Raw genomic sequence first — 20,853 nt, forward strand, 5'->3', positions numbered from 1 at the left:
CTTCGCTGAAAATCTCTCTAAAAACACCTTCGGTGTTGTAAGGTTAAGCCTCACGGATCATTAGTACTGGTTAGCTCAATGCATCGCTGCACTTACACACCCAGCCTATCAACGTCTTAGTCTTAAACGTTCCTTCAGGGGCCTTAAAGGCCCAGGGAAGACTCATCTTGAGGCAAGTTTCGCGCTTAGATGCTTTCAGCGCTTATCTTTTCCGCACTTAGCTACCGGGCAATGCCATTGGCATGACAACCCGAACACCAGTGGTGCGTTCACTCCGGTCCTCTCGTACTAGGAGCAACCCCTCTCAATCTTCCAACGCCCACGGCAGATAGGGACCGAACTGTCTCACGACGTTCTAAACCCAGCTCGCGTACCACTTTAAATGGCGAACAGCCATACCCTTGGGACCTACTTCAGCCCCAGGATGTGATGAGCCGACATCGAGGTGCCAAACACCGCCGTCGATATGAACTCTTGGGCGGTATCAGCCTGTTATCCCCGGAGTACCTTTTATCCGTTGAGCGATGGCCCTTCCATTCAGAACCACCGGATCACTAAGACCTACTTTCGTACCTGCTCGAGCCGTCACTCTCGCAGTCAAGCTAGCTTATGCCTTTGCACTAACCTCACGATGTCCGACCGTGATTAGCTAACCTTCGTGCTCCTCCGTTACTCTTTGGGAGGAGACCGCCCCAGTCAAACTACCCACCAGACACTGTCCTCACCCCAGATTATGGGGCCGAGTTAGAACATCAAACATTAAAGGGTGGTATTTCAAGGATGGCTCCACGCAGACTGGCGTCCACGCTTCAAAGCCTCCCACCTATCCTACACATCAAGGCTCAATGTTCAGTGTCAAGCTATAGTAAAGGTTCACGGGGTCTTTCCGTCTTGCCGCGGGTACACTGCATCTTCACAGCGAGTTCAATTTCACTGAGTCTCGGGTGGAGACAGCCTGGCCATCATTACGCCATTCGTGCAGGTCGGAACTTACCCGACAAGGAATTTCGCTACCTTAGGACCGTTATAGTTACGGCCGCCGTTTACTGGGGCTTCGATCAAGAGCTTCGCCTTGCGGCTGACCCCATCAATTAACCTTCCAGCACCGGGCAGGCGTCACACCGTATACGTCCACTTTCGTGTTTGCACAGTGCTGTGTTTTTATTAAACAGTTGCAGCCAGCTGGTATCTTCGACTGGCTTCAGCTCCATCCGCGAGGGACTTCACCTACATGCCAGCGTGCCTTCTCCCGAAGTTACGGCACCATTTTGCCTAGTTCCTTCACCCGAGTTCTCTCAAGCGCCTTGGTATTCTCTACCTGACCACCTGTGTCGGTTTGGGGTACGATTTAATGTTACCTGATGCTTAGAGGATTTTCCTGGAAGCAGGGCATCAACTACTTCTGCACCGTAGTGCATCGTCATCACGCCTCAGGGTTAATATGCAACCGGATTTACCAGGTCACACCCCCTACACGCTTAAACCGGGACAACCGTCGCCCGGCTAGCCTAGCCTTCTCCGTCCCCCCTTCGCAGTAACACCAAGTACAGGAATATTAACCTGTTTCCCATCGACTACGCTTTTCAGCCTCGCCTTAGGGGTCGACTCACCCTGCCCCGATTAACGTTGGACAGGAACCCTTGGTCTTCCGGCGAGCGGGCTTTTCACCCGCTTTATCGTTACTTATGTCAGCATTCGCACTTCTGATACCTCCAGCAACCCTCACAGGCCACCTTCAACGGCTTACAGAACGCTCCCCTACCCAACAACGCCTAAGCGTCGCTGCCGCAGCTTCGGTGCATGGTTTAGCCCCGTTACATCTTCCGCGCAGGCCGACTCGACCAGTGAGCTATTACGCTTTCTTTAAATGATGGCTGCTTCTAAGCCAACATCCTGGCTGTCTATGCCTTCCCACATCGTTTCCCACTTAACCATGACTTTGGGACCTTAGCTGGCGGTCTGGGTTGTTTCCCTCTTCACGACGGACGTTAGCACCCGCCGTGTGTCTCCCGTGATAACATTCTTCGGTATTCGGAGTTTGCATCGGTTTGGTAAGCCGGGATGGCCCCCTAGCCGAAACAGTGCTCTACCCCCGAAGATGAGTTCACGAGGCGCTACCTAAATAGCTTTCGGGGAGAACCAGCTATCTCCCGGTTTGATTGGCCTTTCACCCCCAGCCACAAGTCATCCGCTAATTTTTCAACATTAGTCGGTTCGGTCCTCCAGTTAGTGTTACCCAACCTTCAACCTGCCCATGGCTAGATCACCGGGTTTCGGGTCTATACCTTGCAACTAATCGCCCAGTTAAGACTCGGTTTCCCTACGGCTCCCCTATACGGTTAACCTTGCTACAAAATATAAGTCGCTGACCCATTATACAAAAGGTACGCAGTCACACCACGAAGGTGCTCCCACTGCTTGTACGTACACGGTTTCAGGTTCTATTTCACTCCCCTCGCCGGGGTTCTTTTCGCCTTTCCCTCACGGTACTGGTTCACTATCGGTCAGTCAGGAGTATTTAGCCTTGGAGGATGGTCCCCCCATATTCAGACAGGATGTCACGTGTCCCGCCCTACTCATCGAACTCACGACCTGTGCATTTTAGTGTACGGGGCTATCACCCTTTGCTGCGCGACTTTCCAGACGCTTCCACTAACACACAAGCCGATTCAGGTTCTGGGCTCCTCCCCGTTCGCTCGCCGCTACTGGGGGAATCTCGGTTGATTTCTTTTCCTCGGGGTACTTAGATGTTTCAGTTCCCCCGGTTCGCCTCATGCCACTATGTATTCATGACATGATAGTGTGTCGAAACACACTGGGTTTCCCCATTCGGGTATCGCCGGTTATAACGGTTCATATCACCTTACCGACGCTTTTCGCAGATTAGCACGCCCTTCATCGCCTCTGACTGCCTAGGCATCCACCGTGTACGCTTAGTCACTTAACCTCACAACCCGAAGATGTTTCCATCGTTCGTGCTGCAAACATTTGAGAGACTCTATGACAGGTTACTCTTCATCCCAATACGTCTACGGAGGGATAAATTTCAGCCGTCATGTTTCAATTTTCAGCTTGTTCCAGATTGTTAAAGAGCAAAATACTTCGCAGCATACTGTCGCCAATATACTCTGAAGTATTAAATACCGGACTATATGGTGGAGCTAAGCGGGATCGAACCGCTGACCTCCTGCGTGCAAGGCAGGCGCTCTCCCAGCTGAGCTATAGCCCCATACAGTCACGTGCAGTACCTTTTCCACTTCGAAGAAGTGGTAGGCCTGAGTGGACTTGAACCACCGACCTCACCCTTATCAGGGGTGCGCTCTAACCACCTGAGCTACAAGCCTATAAAGGTATTTCTGCTCGTTACTTTCTATCAGACAATCTGTGTGAGCACGCCACTCGAACTAATATCTTTAGGTTAAGGAGGTGATCCAACCGCAGGTTCCCCTACGGTTACCTTGTTACGACTTCACCCCAGTCATGAATCACAAAGTGGTAAGCGCCCTCCCGAAGGTTAAGCTACCTACTTCTTTTGCAACCCACTCCCATGGTGTGACGGGCGGTGTGTACAAGGCCCGGGAACGTATTCACCGTAGCATTCTGATCTACGATTACTAGCGATTCCGACTTCATGGAGTCGAGTTGCAGACTCCAATCCGGACTACGACATACTTTATGAGGTCCGCTTGCTCTCGCGAGGTCGCTTCTCTTTGTATATGCCATTGTAGCACGTGTGTAGCCCTACTCGTAAGGGCCATGATGACTTGACGTCATCCCCACCTTCCTCCAGTTTATCACTGGCAGTCTCCTTTGAGTTCCCGGCCGAACCGCTGGCAACAAAGGATAAGGGTTGCGCTCGTTGCGGGACTTAACCCAACATTTCACAACACGAGCTGACGACAGCCATGCAGCACCTGTCTCAGAGTTCCCGAAGGCACCAATCCATCTCTGGAAAGTTCTCTGGATGTCAAGAGTAGGTAAGGTTCTTCGCGTTGCATCGAATTAAACCACATGCTCCACCGCTTGTGCGGGCCCCCGTCAATTCATTTGAGTTTTAACCTTGCGGCCGTACTCCCCAGGCGGTCGATTTAACGCGTTAGCTCCGGAAGCCACGCCTCAAGGGCACAACCTCCAAATCGACATCGTTTACAGCGTGGACTACCAGGGTATCTAATCCTGTTTGCTCCCCACGCTTTCGCACCTGAGCGTCAGTCTTCGTCCAGGGGGCCGCCTTCGCCACCGGTATTCCTCCAGATCTCTACGCATTTCACCGCTACACCTGGAATTCTACCCCCCTCTACGAGACTCTAGCTTGCCAGTTTCAAATGCAGTTCCCAGGTTGAGCCCGGGGATTTCACATCTGACTTAACAAACCGCCTGCGTGCGCTTTACGCCCAGTAATTCCGATTAACGCTTGCACCCTCCGTATTACCGCGGCTGCTGGCACGGAGTTAGCCGGTGCTTCTTCTGCGAGTAACGTCAATTGATGAGCGTATTAAGCTCACCACCTTCCTCCTCGCTGAAAGTGCTTTACAACCCGAAGGCCTTCTTCACACACGCGGCATGGCTGCATCAGGCTTGCGCCCATTGTGCAATATTCCCCACTGCTGCCTCCCGTAGGAGTCTGGACCGTGTCTCAGTTCCAGTGTGGCTGGTCATCCTCTCAGACCAGCTAGGGATCGTCGCCTAGGTGAGCCATTACCCCACCTACTAGCTAATCCCATCTGGGCACATCTGATGGCAAGAGGCCCGAAGGTCCCCCTCTTTGGTCTTGCGACGTTATGCGGTATTAGCTACCGTTTCCAGTAGTTATCCCCCTCCATCAGGCAGTTTCCCAGACATTACTCACCCGTCCGCCGCTCGTCACCCAGGGAGCAAGCTCCCTTGTGCTACCGCTCGACTTGCATGTGTTAAGCCTGCCGCCAGCGTTCAATCTGAGCCATGATCAAACTCTTCAATTAAAAGCTTGATTTGCTTCCACTCGAGAAGCGATGCTCAAAGATTTACTGCATGAATTTTACTTCAGTTAGTCACTCTTCAAGACTTGATATTTTTTTGCATCCGAAGATGCTGGATATCGTCTTGTGGAGTGCCCACACAGATTGTCTGATAAATTGTTAAAGAGCAGTGCCGAGAAACTCATCGGCGCGGGCTGCGTATATTACGCTTTTCGCCCTGAGAGTCAAGCGTTTATTTCGCTTTCTTCTCGCTGACCCGGCGGCTTGTCAGTCGTTGTTCCCGGTCAGTGGAGGCGCATTATAGGGAGTTCTCGGCAGGCCGCAACCCCTATTTTCAATATTTTTTCCGACCGTTGAATGTTTAACCAAAACACCGTTAAAGCGGCAGTTTTTTCAACGATTTAAAGCCATAACCCTGCAAAACGGGCAATAAAGCGTCAGTATCTTCATTTAACGCCATGCAATACGCCAGATTCTCTTCCTGGCTCGAGACCAGATTTTCCTGCGTTGAGATGAGCCAGGCGGTGCGGCGGGCAATCGCCGCGCCGGAATCCACCAGCCGGGTGCCTTCCGGCAACACCTGCATCAACTCTTCAGCTAATAGAGGGAAATGGGTGCAGCCCAGCACGACGGTATCCGGCGGCTCGCGCATGCTCAGCCACGGATGCAGGATCTTCTTCAGCACCGGCAGCGGCACGGCTTCGCCATGGAGCTTGGCCTCCGCCAGCTCCACCAGCTCTGAAGAGCCCAGCAGTTCAATCTTGCAGTCGGTGGCGAAACGGGAAATCAGTTCGTGGGTGTAGCTGCGCTGTACGGTACCGCGGGTCGCCAACAGGCCGACAATGCCATTAACGGTAAGACGGGCCGCCGGTTTGATGGCGGGCACCACGCCCACGACAGGGAAACTGAAACGCTCGCGCAAGGCCGGCAAGGAAACGGTGCTGGCGGTGTTGCAGGCAATGACGACAATCGCCAGAGGATGACGTTGCTGTACCGCGCCGACAATTTCCAGCACGCGCTCAACGATAAACTCTTCGGACTTCTCGCCGTAGGGGAACGCCACGTTGTCGAAAGCGTATATATAGTGGAGATCCGGCAGCAACTGCCGAATCTCCTGATACACCGACAGCCCGCCGACGCCGGAATCGAAAACCAGCACCGTCGGGCGAGGTGTGGCGGTGCTGTTAGAAGGTATAGCTTCCAGTGAGGTAGTATTCTCTTCCTGGAGTAGCGTAGCCATAGGCCGTCTCATAATCTTTATCAAACAGGTTGGCAATTCTACCACGAACTGTCAGATGAGATGTGACCGGATACGAAACTGCGAGATCCCACAGGCTCACGCCGCCGAGTTTAACCGTCGGGCTAGGATAAACGCCATAATCCTTGTCGTAGCGCTCACCCAGGTATTGATAGGTCACTGCCCAATCAAAGTCGTACAGTTGCCAATCCAGCTCGTATTTCACCTGCTGTTTAGCGCGGCGCAGCAGCACTTCGTTGGTTTTAGCATTGCGCGGGTCGACATAATCGTAACCAATCTGATGCGTCAGCGGGCCGGTTTCAAAAGAAGCCGTGGCCTCTACACCTTTAATGGTCGCCTTACCGATATTATAATAGCGGTAACTCACCGGATCGCTGTCGATAAGATTATCAATGTCATTGCGATAACCGGAAATACGCCAGGTCACAGGCCCGGTCAAGCCTTCAAAACCGCCTTCCCATTGCTTGCTTTCTTCCGGTTTCAAATTATTGTTGCCGTAAGTGGTACTAAACAACTGGTTCATGTTTGGCGCTTTGAACGCGGTACCGTAAGAGGCAATGAAACGATACCCCTCGATGAATTCCCAGGCTGCACTGGTTTGCCAGGTGCCGTGCCAACCGAACTCCGAGTTGTCGTCGCCACGCGCAGCAGCCTCCAGCGTCACCGGTCCCACCAACTGTTGCCCAGTCAGATAGATGCCAGTATTGCGCTGGCTTCTCTCGCTGCTGACGGACGCGGTACCCGGTTTGATTTGTTGATCCTGCCAATCTGCGCCCGCACTAATGGTGCCTTGGGCAACCTTGAACGTGTTGCCCCACTGCAGATTGTACTGTTCCGAATCATCCAAACTGGAGGAGATCGCATACTGGCCTTTGCGCGGATCGTAATTGTAGTCTTTGCTGTGGCTGTAACTCCCCACTAGCTGCGTGGCGTAAATCCCTTCCTGATAGCGCAACCCCGTGTCCCATGTTTGGCTGTACAGCTTACGGGTATCGGGCAGGCCGGTAATATTGAAGTCTTTATCGTAAGAATAGAATCCATCGTAGCCTGTACGATTATCGTAACCATAACCACGCACAAAACCGCTGATTTGCTCGTTAAATTGGTGCTGCAATGCGCCGTAGAGCAATTTGCTCATAAAGCCGTCGCGATCGGGCTGAGGAATACTGGTATTACCTTCAGCCACCACGTCATACCCTTTGGTATAGGTGTAATTCCCCGCCACCGTCGCCACGGTGCTGTCACCCAGTTGTTGTTGGGTCGACGCGTCATAGGATTGATAGCCGTTGGAGCCGACGCCGGCAGCCAGCGTCGTGCCGTTCTTTTCACGCGTGGTGATGATGTTGACCACGCCGCCGATGGCGTCGGAACCGTACACCGCCGAGCGCGGGCCGCGAATGTATTCGACTTTCTGCACCAGCGAAATCGGGATTTGGCTGAGATCGGAAGAGCCGCTGACGCCCGCCTGATTAAGGCGAATACCGTCAATTAACACCAGCACATGGCTGGAATTGGTGCCGCGAATAAACAGCGAGCTCTTTTGTCCCAATCCACCGTTTTGGCCAACGTCCACGCCTGGCAAACGGCGCATCACGTCGGTCAGGCTCTTGGCCTGCCAGCGATCGATATCGTTGCGGGTGACGACGGAGGTCGACGCCAGCACGGAAGAAACCGGCTGCGGGAAACGGTTGGCGGTCACCACCAGGTTATCGCCATACGTGGCTGTGGTGTTGTCTTGCGCCCATCCAGAAAAAGCCGTGACGGAGGAGACCACCGCCAGCAGCGTATTTTTTGTAATTGTCATGAGAAAAGCATCCAAACTTAATTGGCGGATGCCGCAGGATCATGGCCGGTAGTTCGCGACGGCCACGGACATTGCGACGTAACACCGGCAGGTCTTCGGGCTTGGGATTTGCGGGCCGCGGGGCGCGACCAGCAACGGGCGATGACTTCCCATCCTGCAGTGGACAGTGTCTGCGTCGAAACGCTATCGCCGTGACTTCCCCTTACCGCTGCGCGTCAGCTCCGGATTCACACCGGATTCCCTTTTCACTCGCTGCTTGAGGCCGGACGGCAATGCTACGATCAATGAAAATAGATGTCTAGACTGCTACTAATGTTACAAATAATAAACGCGACAAAACTGGACTTCACGGGCTGATTCCCTACAATCCCCGCTGATCAAATTTGCCTGACGAGAAGACACACATGACGCCCGAGAATTTGCCTATTGAACGTTACGATGACCAACTGGCGGAGAAAGTCGCCCGCCTGAAGACGTTGATGTCACCGTTCGCGGCGCCCGAGCCGGAAGTGTTCCGCTCGCCAGTCGACCACTACCGCATGCGCGCCGAATTCCGCATCTGGCACGACGCGGATGACATGTATCACATCATGTTCGATCAACAGACCAAGCAGCGTATTCGCGTCGACCAGTTCCCGGCGGCCAGCGAGCTGATCAACCGCCTGATGACCGCCCTGATCGCCGCGCTGAAACCGGAGCCGATCCTGCGCCACAAGCTGTTCCAGATCGATTATCTGTCGACGCGAAGCGGCAAAATCATCGCTTCGCTGCTGTATCACCGCAAGCTGGATGACGTTTGGCAACAGCGAGCCGAGCAGCTGCGCGACGAGCTGCGCGCTCAGGGTTTCGACCTGCAGCTGATCGGCCGGGCGTCGAAGACCAAGATCATGCTCGACCAGGATTATGTTGACGAAGTGCTGCCGGTCGCCGGCCGCGACATGATCTATCGTCAGGTGGAAAACAGCTTCACGCAGCCCAACGCGGCCATGAACGTGCAGATGCTGGAGTGGGCGTTGGCGGTTACCGCCGGTTCCAAAGGCGATTTGCTGGAGCTGTACTGCGGCAACGGCAACTTCTCGCTGGCGCTGGCGCGCAATTTCGAGCGCGTGCTGGCGACCGAGATCGCCAAGCCGTCGGTGGCGGCGGCGCAGTACAACATCGCCGCCAACCATATCGACAACGTGCAAATCATCCGCATGGCGGCAGAAGACTTCACTCAGGCGATGAACGGAGTACGCGAATTCAACCGGTTGAAAGGCATCGATCTGAGCGGCTACAACTGCGAGACGATTTTCGTCGATCCGCCGCGCAGCGGGCTGGACGAGGAAACGGTGAAGATGGTGCAGGCTTACCCGCGCATTCTGTATATTTCATGCAATCCGGAAACGCTGTATGCCAACCTGGAAACGCTGCAGGCCACCCACCGGGTCAGCCGCCTGGCGCTGTTCGATCAGTTCCCGTATACCCATCACATGGAATGCGGTGTGTTGCTGGAAAAGCATCGCTGATACGACAGGGGCGCCATGATGGCGCCCCGTTTCATTACGATTCTTGAGTCGGCGCATCCGGCGCCTTGCGCGCCTTCAGTTTCATCCCGATCCACAGCACCAGCGCCACGCAGATCACCGACGGCAGGAAGTTGGAGCCGATCTGCGGATATTCGGCGCGCACGATGGCGCTGTACAGCAGCAGCCCCAGCAGGAAACAGGCCGCCGCCAGCTTCGGCATACCGTCCGGCATGGCGCGGTTCAGGTAACGCTGATGCAGGCAGTACACCGCCAGCACCAACGCGATCAGCGGGAAGATCGAAAACGGCACCACCGAGCTGAACAGCGCAGCAAAGGAACCGTTGATCGAAAGGCCGGCAATTAACGCCAGCAGTAAGGTGCCATTTTCACGGCCTGGTTTTTCCATCATTTTTTACCTTTTTTATACGTGGGACACAGAAGCTTTTTCTTGTTCGCGACGATACCAGTAATACGCCCCTTTGGAGATCATCCGTAGCTGCAGCACCAGCCGTTCTTCCAGCTGCTGCCGCTGCTCGACGTCGATATCCAGCGCTTCCGCGCCGGCGCTGAACACGATGGTGACCATCGCTTCCGCCTGCGCTTCGGTAAAACTGCGCGGCATGTGGTTTTCCAATTCGAGGTAGTCCGCCAGTTCAGCGATGAAATGCTGGATCTCGCGCGCCACTGCCGCACGGAATGCCGCCGACGTGCCAGAGCGCTCACGCAGCAGCAGGCGGAAGGCGTTCGGGTTGTTGCCGATAAATTCCATAAAGGTGGATACCGAGGTGCGGATCACGCTGCCACCTTTGGCGATGCGTTGGCGCGCCTGACGCATCAACTGACGCAACATCAGGCCGCTTTCGTCCACCATGGTCAGCCCCAACTCGTCCACATCGCGGAAATGGCGATAAAACGACGTGGGCGCAATGCCCGCCTCGCGTGAAACTTCCCGCAGGCTCAGGCTGGCGAAGCTGCGTTCGGCGCTCAGCTGGCTGAAAGCGGCTTCGATCAGGGAACGACGAGTCCGTTCTTTTTGTTGTGCTCTGACGCCCATATGCATATCCGGATAGGTTCCATTTTCTCAGTCTAACGCCCTAGACTCGGCAATATAGCAAATTTTATTGCAACAGCATTTATACTAACGCGCTCTATCACACTTCCGCCCTGAGCCGATTGTGCTTTGACTCAAAAAGCCTAATGGTGATTGGGTGAGCAGCGCTATGATGTTAAGATACCGTTGTAATCTTGTATAAAAAAACAGGTCTCTCCTACATGCAACAGCACTATCAATTTGATGCCATTGTGATTGGCTCGGGCCCTGGTGGTGAAGGTGCCGCCATGGGGCTGGTGAAACAGGGCGCCCGCGTGGCCGTTATCGAGCGGTACAACAACGTAGGCGGCGGATGTACCCACTGGGGCACCATCCCTTCCAAAGCCCTCCGCCACGCCGTCAGCCGCATTATCGAATTCAACCAGAACCCGCTTTACAACAACTCGCGCACGCTCAGCGCGACCTTCCCTGACATTTTACGCCACGCCGATAACGTCATCAGCCAGCAGACCCGCATGCGCCAAGGGTTCTATGAGCGGAACCAGTGCAAACTGTTCGCCGGCGACGCGCGCTTCATCGACGCCAACACCGTCAGCGTCAGCTACATGGACGGCACCCAGGACACCATCCGCGCCGATCACATCGTGATCGCCTGCGGCTCGCGCCCTTACCATCCGGCCAGCGTCGATTTCAATCACCCGCGCATCTACGACAGCGATTCCATTCTCGAGCTGAGCCATGAACCGCGCCACGTGATCATTTACGGCGCCGGGGTGATCGGCTGCGAATATGCGTCTATCTTCCGCGGCCTGAACGTCAAGGTGGATCTGATCAACACCCGCGACCGTCTGCTGGCGTTCCTCGATCAGGAGATGTCGGATTCGCTCTCTTACCACTTCTGGAACAACGGGGTGGTGATCCGCCACAACGAAGAGTTCGAGAAGATCGAAGGCACCGAAGACGGCGTGATCGTGCACCTAAAGTCCGGCAAGAAGGTGAAAGCGGACTGCCTGCTGTACGCCAACGGCCGTACCGGTAATACCGATTCGTTAGGGTTGGAGAACGTCGGCCTGGAGTCGGACAGCCGCGGGCTGCTGAAAGTGAACAGCATGTATCAAACCGCGCTGTCGCACATTTATGCGGTCGGTGACGTCATCGGCTATCCGAGTCTGGCTTCCGCCGCCTACGATCAGGGCCGCATCGCCGCGCAGGCGATCGCCTCCGGTGAAGCCAGCGGTCACTTAATCGAAGATATCCCGACCGGCATCTACACCATTCCGGAAATCAGCTCCGTCGGCAAAACCGAGCAGGAACTGACGGCGATGAAGGTGCCGTATGAAGTGGGCCGCGCCCAGTTCAAACATCTGGCGCGTGCGCAGATCGCCGGGATGAACGTCGGCAGCCTGAAGATCCTGTTCCATCGCGACACCCTGCAGATCCTCGGGATCCACTGCTTCGGCGAACGTGCGGCGGAGATCATCCACATCGGTCAGGCGATCATGGAACAGAAAGGTGAAGGCAATACTATCGAGTATTTCGTTAATACGACCTTCAACTATCCGACCATGGCCGAAGCCTACCGGGTGGCAGCGCTTAACGGCTTAAACCGCCTGTTTTAACGCGTTGTCGATGTAGCCCTGCATGTGCTCGCGGATCGCTTCGGCCAACTGCTCATAACGGCTGCGCAGTGGGGAACCGGGGCGATACACCAACGCGATGGTGCGCTTCGGCTCCGGCTTGTAGCAATCCAGATAGCAGACGCCATCGCGCTCGCGCTGCGGCGGCACCGCCAGGGACGGCAGCAGGGTAATGCCGCTGCCGGCCGCGACCATATTGCGCAGCGTTTCCAGACTGGTGGCGCGGAAGTGGGTATCCTCGTCCGCGCCCGCCTGGAAGCAGAAGCCCATCGCCTGATCGCGCAGGCAGTGGCCATCTTCCAGCATCAGCAGCTTTTCTCCCGCCAAATCCGGCATCGCCACGCGCTCGCGCTGCGCCCACGGGTGATCGGAATACACCGCCAGCTTCATCGGTTCATCGAACAGAGGCACTTCGATAAACGCCTCGGTTTCCTTCACCAGCGCCAGAATGGCGCAGTCCAGCTTGCCGCTGTCGAGTTGCGCCAGCAGTTGGTGGGTTTGCGCTTCGTGCAGGTACATTTCCAGTTTCGGGAAGGTTTTGTGCAGCGTCGGGATGATCTGCGGCAGCAGATAAGGCCCCACGGTCGGGATCAGACCGATGTGCAGCGGCCCGGACATGGCCTCGCCCTGCTGGCTGGCCATCTCCTTCAATACTTTCACTTCTCGCAGCACGGTGCGCGCCTGCTCCACCAGCAACAGACCCGCCTGGGTGAACAGTACCTTGCGGCTGGTGCGTTCGAGCAGCATGACGCCCAACTCGTCTTCCAGCTTGCGGATCTGCCCGCTCAGCGTGGGTTGGCTTACATGGCATGAATCGGCCGCGCGGCGGAAGTGCCGGTGCTCGGCCAAGGCGACCAGATACTCTAAATCACGAATATTCATTGTTTCCCTCCATTCCATGATAGCTCATGGCGATAGATAAGATAGCAATGAGCGATTAGATCTATCAAGCCCCAGCGACAATAATGTGTCCCAACGAAGCGATATCGCGCTAAATGCTAAAAATTACTTTTCCTAATTAAGGGGTTAATCAATGTTTACCAGTCAAGAAGGCAAGAAAGTTCCTCAGGTTACTTTCCACACCCGTCAGGGCGACCAATGGATTGATGTGACCACTGATGACCTGTTCAAAAACAAAACCGTCATTGTTTTCTCGCTGCCGGGCGCGTTCACGCCGACCTGTTCTTCGAGCCACCTGCCGCGCTACAACGAACTGTCCAGCGTATTCAAGCAGCACGGCGTCGACAGCATTCTTTGCGTCTCCGTGAACGACACCTTCGTGATGAACGCCTGGAAAGCTGACCAACATGCGGAAAACATCACCTTCGTACCGGACGGCAACGGTGAATTCACCAAAGGCATGAACATGCTGGTCGAGAAAGCGGACCTGGGCTTTGGCCCTCGTTCATGGCGCTACTCGATGCTGGTGCGCAACGGCGTGGTCGAGAAAATGTTTGTCGAGCCGAACAAGCCGGGCGACCCGTTTGAAGTGTCCGACGCCGACACCATGCTGAAATACCTGGCGCCGGAATTCAAAGTGCAGGAATCGGTCTCCCTGTTCACCAAACCGGGTTGCCCATTCTGCGCCAAAGCCAAACAGATGCTGCAAGAGCGCGGCATTCAGTATGAAGAGATCGTCCTGGGCAAAGACGCCACCACCGTCAGCCTGCGCGCCGTCAGCGGCCGCGCCACGGTGCCGCAGGTGTTCATCGGCGGCCGTCACATTGGCGGCAGCGACGATCTGGAAACTTTCCTGTCAGCTTAATAAGTAATAACAAAGCCAACGTGAACTTTGGCGGGCTACGGCCCGCCCTTTTTTTACCTTTCAGGAGCGGATATGAAACTGTTGAACGTTGATGTTGCGGTCATCGGCGGCGGCACCGCAGGGCTCGGCGCCTATCGCGCGGCCAAACTGTCTACCCCCAGCGTGGTGATGATTGAAGGCGGGCCTTACGGCACCACCTGTGCGCGCGTTGGCTGCATGCCATCCAAATTATTGATCGCCGCCGCCGAAGCGGTGCATCAAATCGAACGCGCGCCGGGCTTTGGCGTGCACCCAGCCGGTAAAACCCGCATCGACGGACGCGAGGTGATGGCGCGCGTCAAACGCGAACGCGATCGTTTCGTCGGCTTCGTGCTGGAAGGCGTGGACGAGATCCCGGCCGCCGACAAAATTCAGGGCTATGCCCGCTTTATCGACGACAACACGCTGCAGGTCGATGACCATACGCGCATCGTGGCGCAGCGCATCGTGATCGCCACCGGCTCTCGCCCCAGCTGGCCGGCGCCGTGGAACGAACTGGGCGATCGCCTGATCGTCAACGACGATCTGTTCAACTGGGATGACTTGCCGCAGTCCGTGGCGGTATTCGGCCCCGGCGTCATCGGGCTGGAGCTGGGGCAAGCGCTGCACCGCCTCGGCGTCGACACCAAGGTCTTCGGCATCGGCGGCGCCGTCGGGCCGCTGACCGACAGCGCCGTGCGCGATTACGCTGCGAAGGCGTTGGGAGAAGAGTTCTACCTCGACGCCGACGTGAAAGTGGAGATGATGCAGCGCGAAGGCGACCGCGTATTTATCCGCTATCAGGATCTGCAGGGCCAGTCGCAGGAGATCCTGGTGGACTACGTGCTGGCCGCCACCGGCCGCCGCCCCAACGTCGATCGGCTGGGTCTCGAAAACACCGACCTGCAGCTCGACGCTCGAGGCGTGCCGCTGGCCGACCGCCTGACGATGCAAACCAGCGTGCCGCATATCTTTATCGCCGGCGACGCCAGCAACCAGCTGCCGCTGTTGCACGAGGCCAGCGATCAGGCGCGCATCGCCGGCGCCAACGCCGGCAGCTTCCCGGAGATCAATCCAGGTCTGCGCCGCAGCGCGATTTCGGTGGTGTTCTCCGATCCGCAGATCGCCATGGTCGGCTCGACTTTCCGCGAGCTGAGCGAGAAGTTCAGCGCCTGCGGCTGCTTTGAAGTGGGCAAAGTCTCGTTTGAGAATCAGGGCCGCTCGCGGGTGATGCTGCGCAATAAGGGCATTTTGCACGTCTACGGCGAGCAAGGCACCGGCCGTTTCCTCGGCGCGGAAATGATCGGCCCCGACGCCGAACACATTGCGCACCTGTTAGCCTGGGCGCACCAACAGCAGATGACCGTCGATCAGATGCTGGACATGCCGTTCTATCATCCGGTGATCGAAGAAGGCTTGCGCACCGCGCTGCGCGATCTGCAGGCGAAGCTCAAACTCGGCACGGCCGAAATCGAGCGCTGCCAGCGCTGTCCGGGTGAGTAACCTCTTATTCTCCGTTTATATCCACCGGGCCTTCAGGCCCGGTTTTTTTGCGCAGCACTTTCCACAATTTCCTCCCTCCGCTTGCCTCACGGCCCGCCCGCGCTCATTTTTTATGCTTTGGCATTGAAGTGATACCAATAACGATACTAAAATGGAGGCAGCATGAACGAGATCAGGGATGACATCGCTGATTTGCAACAGCGGCAGAACAGCATCAAATTCGCCGAGTTAGCGAAAGTCTGCGTGTGATGGTTTGGGCCGCCGCGCATAAACGGTAGCAGCCATCACGTTTATCGCATGCCCTGGCCAGGCGATCCGCGCATCAATATCCAACGCGGCAACAACGGCGCGGTCAAGGCATATCAGGTTAAGCAGGTCATCGCCGCACTGGCCAGAATGGAGGAAGAACATGGAAAAGCATGAACACTATACCTATCGCATCACCTGGTCAGCGGAAGATCGTGAATATGTCGGGCTGTGCGCCGAATTCCCCTCGCTGTCCTGGCTGGCCGCCACGCGTACCGGCGCACTGGAGGGTATCGAAAAAGTCGTGAGCGAAACGATCGCCGACATGCTGGCGCAAGGTGAAACGCCGCCGCAGGCGCTGGCGGAAAAGAACTTCAGCGGAAAACTGGTGTTACGCATGACGCCGGAACAGCATCGCCGGCTGGCGATCGGCGCGATGGAGGAAGGCGTGAGCCTGAACCGTTATCTGTGCGCACGCCTGGCGGGGTAGAGGTGCAAGGGCGGCACCAGGCCGCCCTTATCGTCCTCAAGCTAAACGCTGTTTCGCTGCGGCGATTGCCGCGGCCACCTGCTGCGGCGCGACGCCGCCTTTGGCCGCACGTTTGTCCAGGCAGGATTGCAACGCCAGGATCGGATAGACGTCGTCGCCAATCGTCGCGCTGAACTGCTGCAAATCCGCCAGCGGCAGCGCTTCCAGCGGTTTGCCCTGGCGAATCGCCTCTACCACCGCCTCACCGACGATATGGTGCGCTTCGCGGAACGGCACGCCCTTGGCGACCAGGTAATCCGCCAGCTCGGTGGCGTTGGCATAGCCCTGCTCCGCCGCTTCCTGACAGCGCGGGCGCTTCACCTGAATGCCGTCCAGCACCAGCGCCGCCATCTGCAGGCAGTCCATCCAGGTGTCGAGCGCGTCGAACAGCCCTTCTTTGTCTTCCTGCATGTCTTTGTTGTACGCCAGCGGCAGGCCTTTCAGCGTCACCATCATGCCGGTCAGCGCGCCCTGTACGCGGCCGCACTTGCCGCGGATCAGCTCCAGCGCGTCCGGGTTTTTCTTCTGCGGCATCAGCGAAGAGCCGGAGGTCACGCGGTCAGACAGCTCGACAAACGCCGCTTCGCCGCTGTTGAAGAAGATCAGATCTTCGGCGAAGCGTGACAGGTGCACCATGCTGATGGCGGCGTTGGACAGCAACTCCAGCACGTGATCGCGATCGGATACGCTGTCCAGGCTGTTGCAGGTCGCCGAGGCGAAGCCCAGCCAGCCGGCCAGTTGCTCGCGATCGATAGGATACGCAGTGCCGGCCAGCGCGCCGCTGCCCAGCGGGCTGACGTCCAGCCGTTTCAGGGTATCCTGCAGTCGGCTCTCATCGCGCGCCAGCATCTCGACATAGGCCAGGCACCAGTGCGCGAAAGTCACCGGCTGCGCGCGTTGCAGGTGGGTATACCCCGGCATCACCGCATCCTGATTGGCTTCGGCGGTCTCCACCAGCGCCTGCTGCAGCTGGACGATCGCCTGATGCAGATCGCCGATCTGCTGTTTGCACCACAGCTTCAGATCGGTCGCGACCTGATCGTTGCGGCTGCGGCCGGTGTGCAGCTTCTTGCCCAAGTCACCGACCTTCTCGATCAGCTTCTGCTCCACCCAGCTGTGGATGTCTTCGGCATCGCTTTGGACGATCGCCAAAGGATCGGCCTGGACTTCCGTCAGCAAGGCATTCAGCGCCTGCTCCAGCTGCTGTTGCTCCGTTGCCGTCAACACGTTAACGGTCACCAGCGCCTTCGACCAGGCCACCGAGCCCACGATATCTTGCTCCGCCAGGCGATAATCGAACCGCAGCGAATCGTTGAGTTGCTTGAACCGCTGATCCGCCGCCTGAGTGAACCGTCCGCCCCAAAGTGCCATACCTTTACTCCTGAATTTTTATGCGAAAGGGCGCAGCATGCTGCGCCCTTGCAGAGTCACGCCAATCGGTTATTTATTCTTTTTCTCGTTCAACGCGCGGATGCGTGAAGACAGAGAGAACAGGCGGATAAAGCCGCCCGCGTGGCTATGATCGTAAACTTCGTCTTCGCCGAAGGTGGCGAACTCTTCGGAGTACAGGCTGTTGGCGGATTTCTTCTGAGTCGCCGTCACCTGACCTTTGTACAGCTGCAGCACGACTTCGCCGTTCACCTCTTCAGCCAATGCTTCGGCAGAGGCCTGCAGCGAGCGGCGCAGCGGCGCGAACCAACGGCCGTCGTACACCACATAGGACATCTCCAGGCCCAGCTGCTCGCGCCATTTGAAGCTGTCGCGATCCAGCACCAGCTGCTCGACGGCGCGCAGCGCCGCCACCATGATGGTGCCCCCTGGGGTTTCATAACAGCCGCGGGATTTGATGCCCACCAGGCGGTTTTCCACGATGTCGATCCGGCCGACGCCGTGCTTGGCGCCCAGCGCGTTCAGGGTTTCCAGGCACTGGTACGGCGACAGCGCTTTACCGTTAACCGCCACGACGCGGCCTTTCTCAACGGTAACGGTCACCTGCTCAGGCTGATCCGGCGCTTCCTGCGGATCGACGGTCCATACCCAGCAATCCTTGTTTGGCGCGTTCCACGGGCTTTCCAGCACGCCGCCTTCGGTGGAGATGTGCCAGGCGTTCTCATCGCGGCTATAGATTTTTTCCAGCGACGCGGTGGTCGGGATGTTGCGCTCTTTCAGGTAATCCAGCAGCGCTTCACGGGAACGCAGGTTCCACTCGCGCCACGGCGCCACCACTTTCAGCTGCGGCGCCAGCGCGGTGTAGGTGGTCTCGAAACGCACCTGGTCGTTGCCTTTGCCGGTCGCGCCGTGGCACAGCGCATCGGCGCCCACTTTCAACGCCAGCTCGACCTGCGCCTTGGCGATGATCGGCCGCGCCATCGAGGTACCCAGCAGGTAGCTGCCCTCGTACAGGGCGCCGGTCTGCAGCACCGGATAAACGTAATCGCGGATAAATTCTTCACGCAGATCGACCACGTGACATTCAGAGGCACCGGACTGCAGGGCTTTTTGCTCCACGCCTTCCAGATCGCTGCGCTCCTGGCCGATGTCCGCCACGAACGCCACCACTTCACAGCCGCCGTAGTTCTCTTTCAGCCATGGAATGATGGCCGAGGTATCCAGGCCGCCGGAGTACGCCAGAACGATTTTTTTGATGCCTTGGTTTTGCATGATCTATTCCTTTCTAATTCTAAAATTAAGCGAGGATCCGGGTGCCAATCGACACGCCGTTAAACAAAGCAGGAAGCTGATCGGCATGGCGCCAGCTGGCGATATCCACCGGGCGGCCGAGGGTGCGGGCGGCGTCGAGCGCCGCATTCACCTTCACCACCATACCATCGGTGATGATGCCTTGCGCGATCAGTTGTTCCGCTTTTTGCGCCGTCATTTCCGCAATGCGTTGCCCCTTGCCGTCGAGGATGCCGCTGACGTCCGACAGCAGGATCAGGTCCGCCCCCAGCGTCGCCGCCAGCGCCGTCGCCGCCTGATCGGCGTTCACGTTCATTAACTGCCCTTCGGCGGTGATGCCGATGGAGCTGATAACCGGCAGGTAGCCGGCGCCCAGCAGGGTATTGAGCAGCGCGGGCGAACCGGGCTGCGCGTTGCCGACGTGGCCCAATGCCGGATCGAGCGGGGTCACGACCGCGCTGCCGCCGTCCGCCAGGCTCAGGCCGACGGCGTTGATTTGGTGTTTAATCGCCCACGCCAGCAGCGTTTTGTTGGCGGTGCCGGCCAGCGCCCCAGTGATGATGTCGATCTGATCGGCCGGCGTGACCCGCAGGCCGTTCTTTTTCACCACCGGCAAAGCAAGCTGCTTCATCAGTTCGTCCACCACGCAGCCGCCGCCGTGCACGATCACCAGCGGACGCTGATGCTGCTGGCGGTAGCTGTCCAGCGCGGTAAACAGACGCTCCAGCGCTTCTTCACTGTCTAATAACACGCCACCTAACTTGATAATTAACGGGTTCATTGCTGTTTACTCACGCTGGTTTAAAGGAGTGACTGGGTTTCCGGGAAGCCGAAACGGATATTCAGGCATTGCACCGCCTGCGCCGCCGCGCCTTTCAGCAGGTTGTCTTCCACCGCGACGGCGATCAGATGCTCGCCCTGCACCGCAAAACCGATATCGCAGAACGGCAACCCCACCACCGCTTTCAGCGCCGGCACGCCCTGGTCGTACAACCGCACCAGCGGCTTGTCGTCATAGGCGGCATGATAGGCGGCCGCGACGTCCTGCGCGGTCACGCCGGCCTTCAGGCGGCAGGTGATGGTTTCAAGGATGCCGCGCGGGAAGTTGCCCAGGTGCGGCGTAAAGATAACCGGCACGCCCAGGTGCGCGGCGATCTCCGGCTGGTGCCGGTGAGTGAAAATACCGTACGGCTGCAGGCTCACTTCGCAGAAGCTGGTGGTCATGCTGGCCTTGCGACCGGCGCCGCTAACGCCGCTGGTGGCGTTGATCACCGGCCACTGGTCGAGGTTCAGCAGCTGTTTTTCGATTAACGGTTTCAGCGCCAGCTGCGCCGCCGTCGGGTAACAGCCCGGCACGGCAATCAGCTGCGCCTGTTTGATCTTGTCGCTCTGCCACTCCGCCAGGCCGTACACCGCCTGCTCCAGCAGGGCGCCATGCTGATGCTCGAAACCGTAGTACTGGCTATAAAAACCGGCGTCCTGCACGCGAAAGGCGCCGGACAGATCGAACACCACGCAGCCCGCCGCCAGGAAGGCCGGTGCGATATCGTGGCTGACTTCATGGGCGGTGGCGAGGAACACCACGTCGATGCCCTGCGCCGCCTTGGCAACGTCGGTCAACGGTTGCAGCGGCAGATCGACGATGCCTTTCAACTGGGGATGGAGATCGGAAAGCAACTTTCCTGCATCTGCACTTTGCGCTGAAACCGCTAAAGCGGTTATGTTCATGTGTGGGTGGCGATTCAGGTAAGCCGTGAGCTCCGCTCCGGCGTAACCGCTGGCACCAACGATCAGCGTATTCAACATGTGGCCTTTCACCTTCTAAACTGACGTGCGGTCGCTTGCGACCCAGGTAACAGGGCTAGCCAGCGTTGTTGCGCCGTTCACCCACGGAGCC

At 57.4% G+C, this 20,853-nt stretch carries 14 protein-coding genes, 2 tRNA genes, 2 rRNA genes and 1 riboswitch; of the genes, 5 read left to right on the plus strand and 13 right to left on the minus strand.

What is annotated here, in order from left to right:
• Nucleotides 1-39 precede the first annotated feature (39 nt).
• From ACSJLU_RS23890 to btuB, 6 genes are all read right to left on the minus strand, one after another.
• Nucleotides 40-2,947: ribosomal RNA gene (locus tag ACSJLU_RS23890) — 23S ribosomal RNA — on the minus strand.
• Nucleotides 2,948-3,153: 206 nt separating this feature from the next.
• Nucleotides 3,154-3,229: transfer RNA gene (locus tag ACSJLU_RS23895), tRNA-Ala, on the minus strand.
• A 38-nt stretch (nt 3,230-3,267) separates the two neighbouring features.
• Nucleotides 3,268-3,344 (minus strand) — tRNA-Ile (locus tag ACSJLU_RS23900).
• A 75-nt stretch (nt 3,345-3,419) separates the two neighbouring features.
• Nucleotides 3,420-4,961: ribosomal RNA gene (locus ACSJLU_RS23905) — 16S ribosomal RNA — on the minus strand.
• Together the 16S and 23S rRNA genes with 2 tRNA genes alongside form the textbook arrangement of a ribosomal RNA operon.
• A 373-nt stretch (nt 4,962-5,334) precedes the next feature.
• Nucleotides 5,335-6,198 (minus strand): glutamate racemase, encoded by an 864-nt coding sequence (murI, locus tag ACSJLU_RS23910; RefSeq protein ID WP_025921004.1) that lies wholly within the window; start codon nt 6,196-6,198, stop codon nt 5,335-5,337.
• Nucleotides 6,143-8,020: a TonB-dependent vitamin B12 receptor BtuB gene (btuB, locus tag ACSJLU_RS23915; RefSeq protein ID WP_169541030.1), complete on the minus strand. Its 1,878-nt coding sequence runs from the start codon at nt 8,018-8,020 to the stop codon at nt 6,143-6,145. Before btuB ends, murI begins: the two co-directional genes overlap by 56 nt.
• 69 nt (nt 8,021-8,089) lie before the next feature.
• A riboswitch (cobalamin riboswitch) is annotated at nt 8,090-8,309 on the minus strand.
• Between the two features lie 115 nt (nt 8,310-8,424).
• Here btuB and trmA point away from each other — a divergent pair.
• Nucleotides 8,425-9,528 (plus strand): tRNA (uridine(54)-C5)-methyltransferase TrmA, encoded by a 1,104-nt coding sequence (gene trmA, locus ACSJLU_RS23920; protein WP_342094093.1) that lies wholly within the window; start codon nt 8,425-8,427, stop codon nt 9,526-9,528.
• A gap of 34 nt (nt 9,529-9,562) precedes the next feature.
• Here the strand turns inward: trmA and ACSJLU_RS23925 are convergent, their stop codons facing one another.
• Both ACSJLU_RS23925 and fabR read right to left on the minus strand, forming a co-directional pair.
• Nucleotides 9,563-9,934 (minus strand): YijD family membrane protein, encoded by a 372-nt coding sequence (locus ACSJLU_RS23925; protein ID WP_025304650.1) that lies wholly within the window; start codon nt 9,932-9,934, stop codon nt 9,563-9,565.
• Between the two features lie 15 nt (nt 9,935-9,949).
• Nucleotides 9,950-10,582: an HTH-type transcriptional repressor FabR gene (fabR, locus tag ACSJLU_RS23930; RefSeq protein WP_004931044.1), complete on the minus strand. Its 633-nt coding sequence runs from the start codon at nt 10,580-10,582 to the stop codon at nt 9,950-9,952.
• 218 nt (nt 10,583-10,800) lie between these two features.
• Here fabR and sthA point away from each other — a divergent pair, with 218 nt between their 5' ends.
• Nucleotides 10,801-12,198: a Si-specific NAD(P)(+) transhydrogenase gene (gene sthA, locus ACSJLU_RS23935; protein ID WP_004931047.1), complete on the plus strand. Its 1,398-nt coding sequence runs from the start codon at nt 10,801-10,803 to the stop codon at nt 12,196-12,198.
• Here the strand turns inward: sthA and oxyR are convergent.
• Complete coding sequence (oxyR, locus tag ACSJLU_RS23940; protein ID WP_025304651.1) at nt 12,181-13,098, minus strand: DNA-binding transcriptional regulator OxyR; 918 nt, start codon at nt 13,096-13,098, stop codon at nt 12,181-12,183. The genes sthA and oxyR overlap by 18 nt on opposite strands.
• 151 nt (nt 13,099-13,249) lie before the next feature.
• On the opposite strand from oxyR, the gene ACSJLU_RS23945 reads away from it, so the two are divergent.
• The 3 genes from ACSJLU_RS23945 (at nt 13,250) to ACSJLU_RS23955 (ending at nt 16,238) form a co-directional block, all read left to right on the plus strand.
• Nucleotides 13,250-13,981, plus strand: a complete 732-nt coding sequence (locus ACSJLU_RS23945; protein ID WP_015379403.1) for a glutathione peroxidase — start codon at nt 13,250-13,252, stop codon at nt 13,979-13,981.
• A 72-nt stretch (nt 13,982-14,053) separates the two neighbouring features.
• Complete coding sequence (locus tag ACSJLU_RS23950) at nt 14,054-15,502, plus strand: dihydrolipoyl dehydrogenase (RefSeq protein WP_049294990.1); 1,449 nt, start codon at nt 14,054-14,056, stop codon at nt 15,500-15,502.
• Between the two features lie 409 nt (nt 15,503-15,911).
• Entirely contained in the window at nt 15,912-16,238 is a 327-nt protein-coding gene (locus ACSJLU_RS23955; protein WP_019452249.1) for a type II toxin-antitoxin system HicB family antitoxin, read from the plus strand.
• Nucleotides 16,239-16,274: 36 nt separating this feature from the next.
• Here ACSJLU_RS23955 and argH read toward each other — a convergent pair whose 3' ends face one another.
• The 4 genes from argH to argC all read right to left on the minus strand — a co-directional run bounded on the left by argH (nt 16,275) and on the right by argC (nt 20,762).
• Nucleotides 16,275-17,648 carry an argininosuccinate lyase gene (gene argH / locus ACSJLU_RS23960; protein ID WP_342096782.1) on the minus strand — a complete coding sequence of 458 codons (1,374 nt, stop codon included), beginning with the start codon at nt 17,646-17,648 and terminating at the stop codon, nt 16,275-16,277.
• A gap of 69 nt (nt 17,649-17,717) precedes the next feature.
• On the minus strand, nt 17,718-18,938 hold the full coding sequence (locus tag ACSJLU_RS23965) for an argininosuccinate synthase (protein WP_019452247.1): 1,221 nt from the start codon (nt 18,936-18,938) through the stop codon (nt 17,718-17,720).
• A gap of 25 nt (nt 18,939-18,963) precedes the next feature.
• On the minus strand, nt 18,964-19,737 hold the full coding sequence (gene argB / locus ACSJLU_RS23970) for an acetylglutamate kinase (protein WP_016929723.1): 774 nt from the start codon (nt 19,735-19,737) through the stop codon (nt 18,964-18,966).
• A 20-nt stretch (nt 19,738-19,757) separates the two neighbouring features.
• Complete coding sequence (gene argC / locus ACSJLU_RS23975; RefSeq protein ID WP_025304655.1) at nt 19,758-20,762, minus strand: N-acetyl-gamma-glutamyl-phosphate reductase; 1,005 nt, start codon at nt 20,760-20,762, stop codon at nt 19,758-19,760.
• Nucleotides 20,763-20,853: the final 91 nt, after the last annotated feature.

The organism is Serratia bockelmannii, from assembly GCF_051803255.1.
Lineage (GTDB): Bacteria > Pseudomonadota > Gammaproteobacteria > Enterobacterales > Enterobacteriaceae > Serratia > Serratia bockelmannii.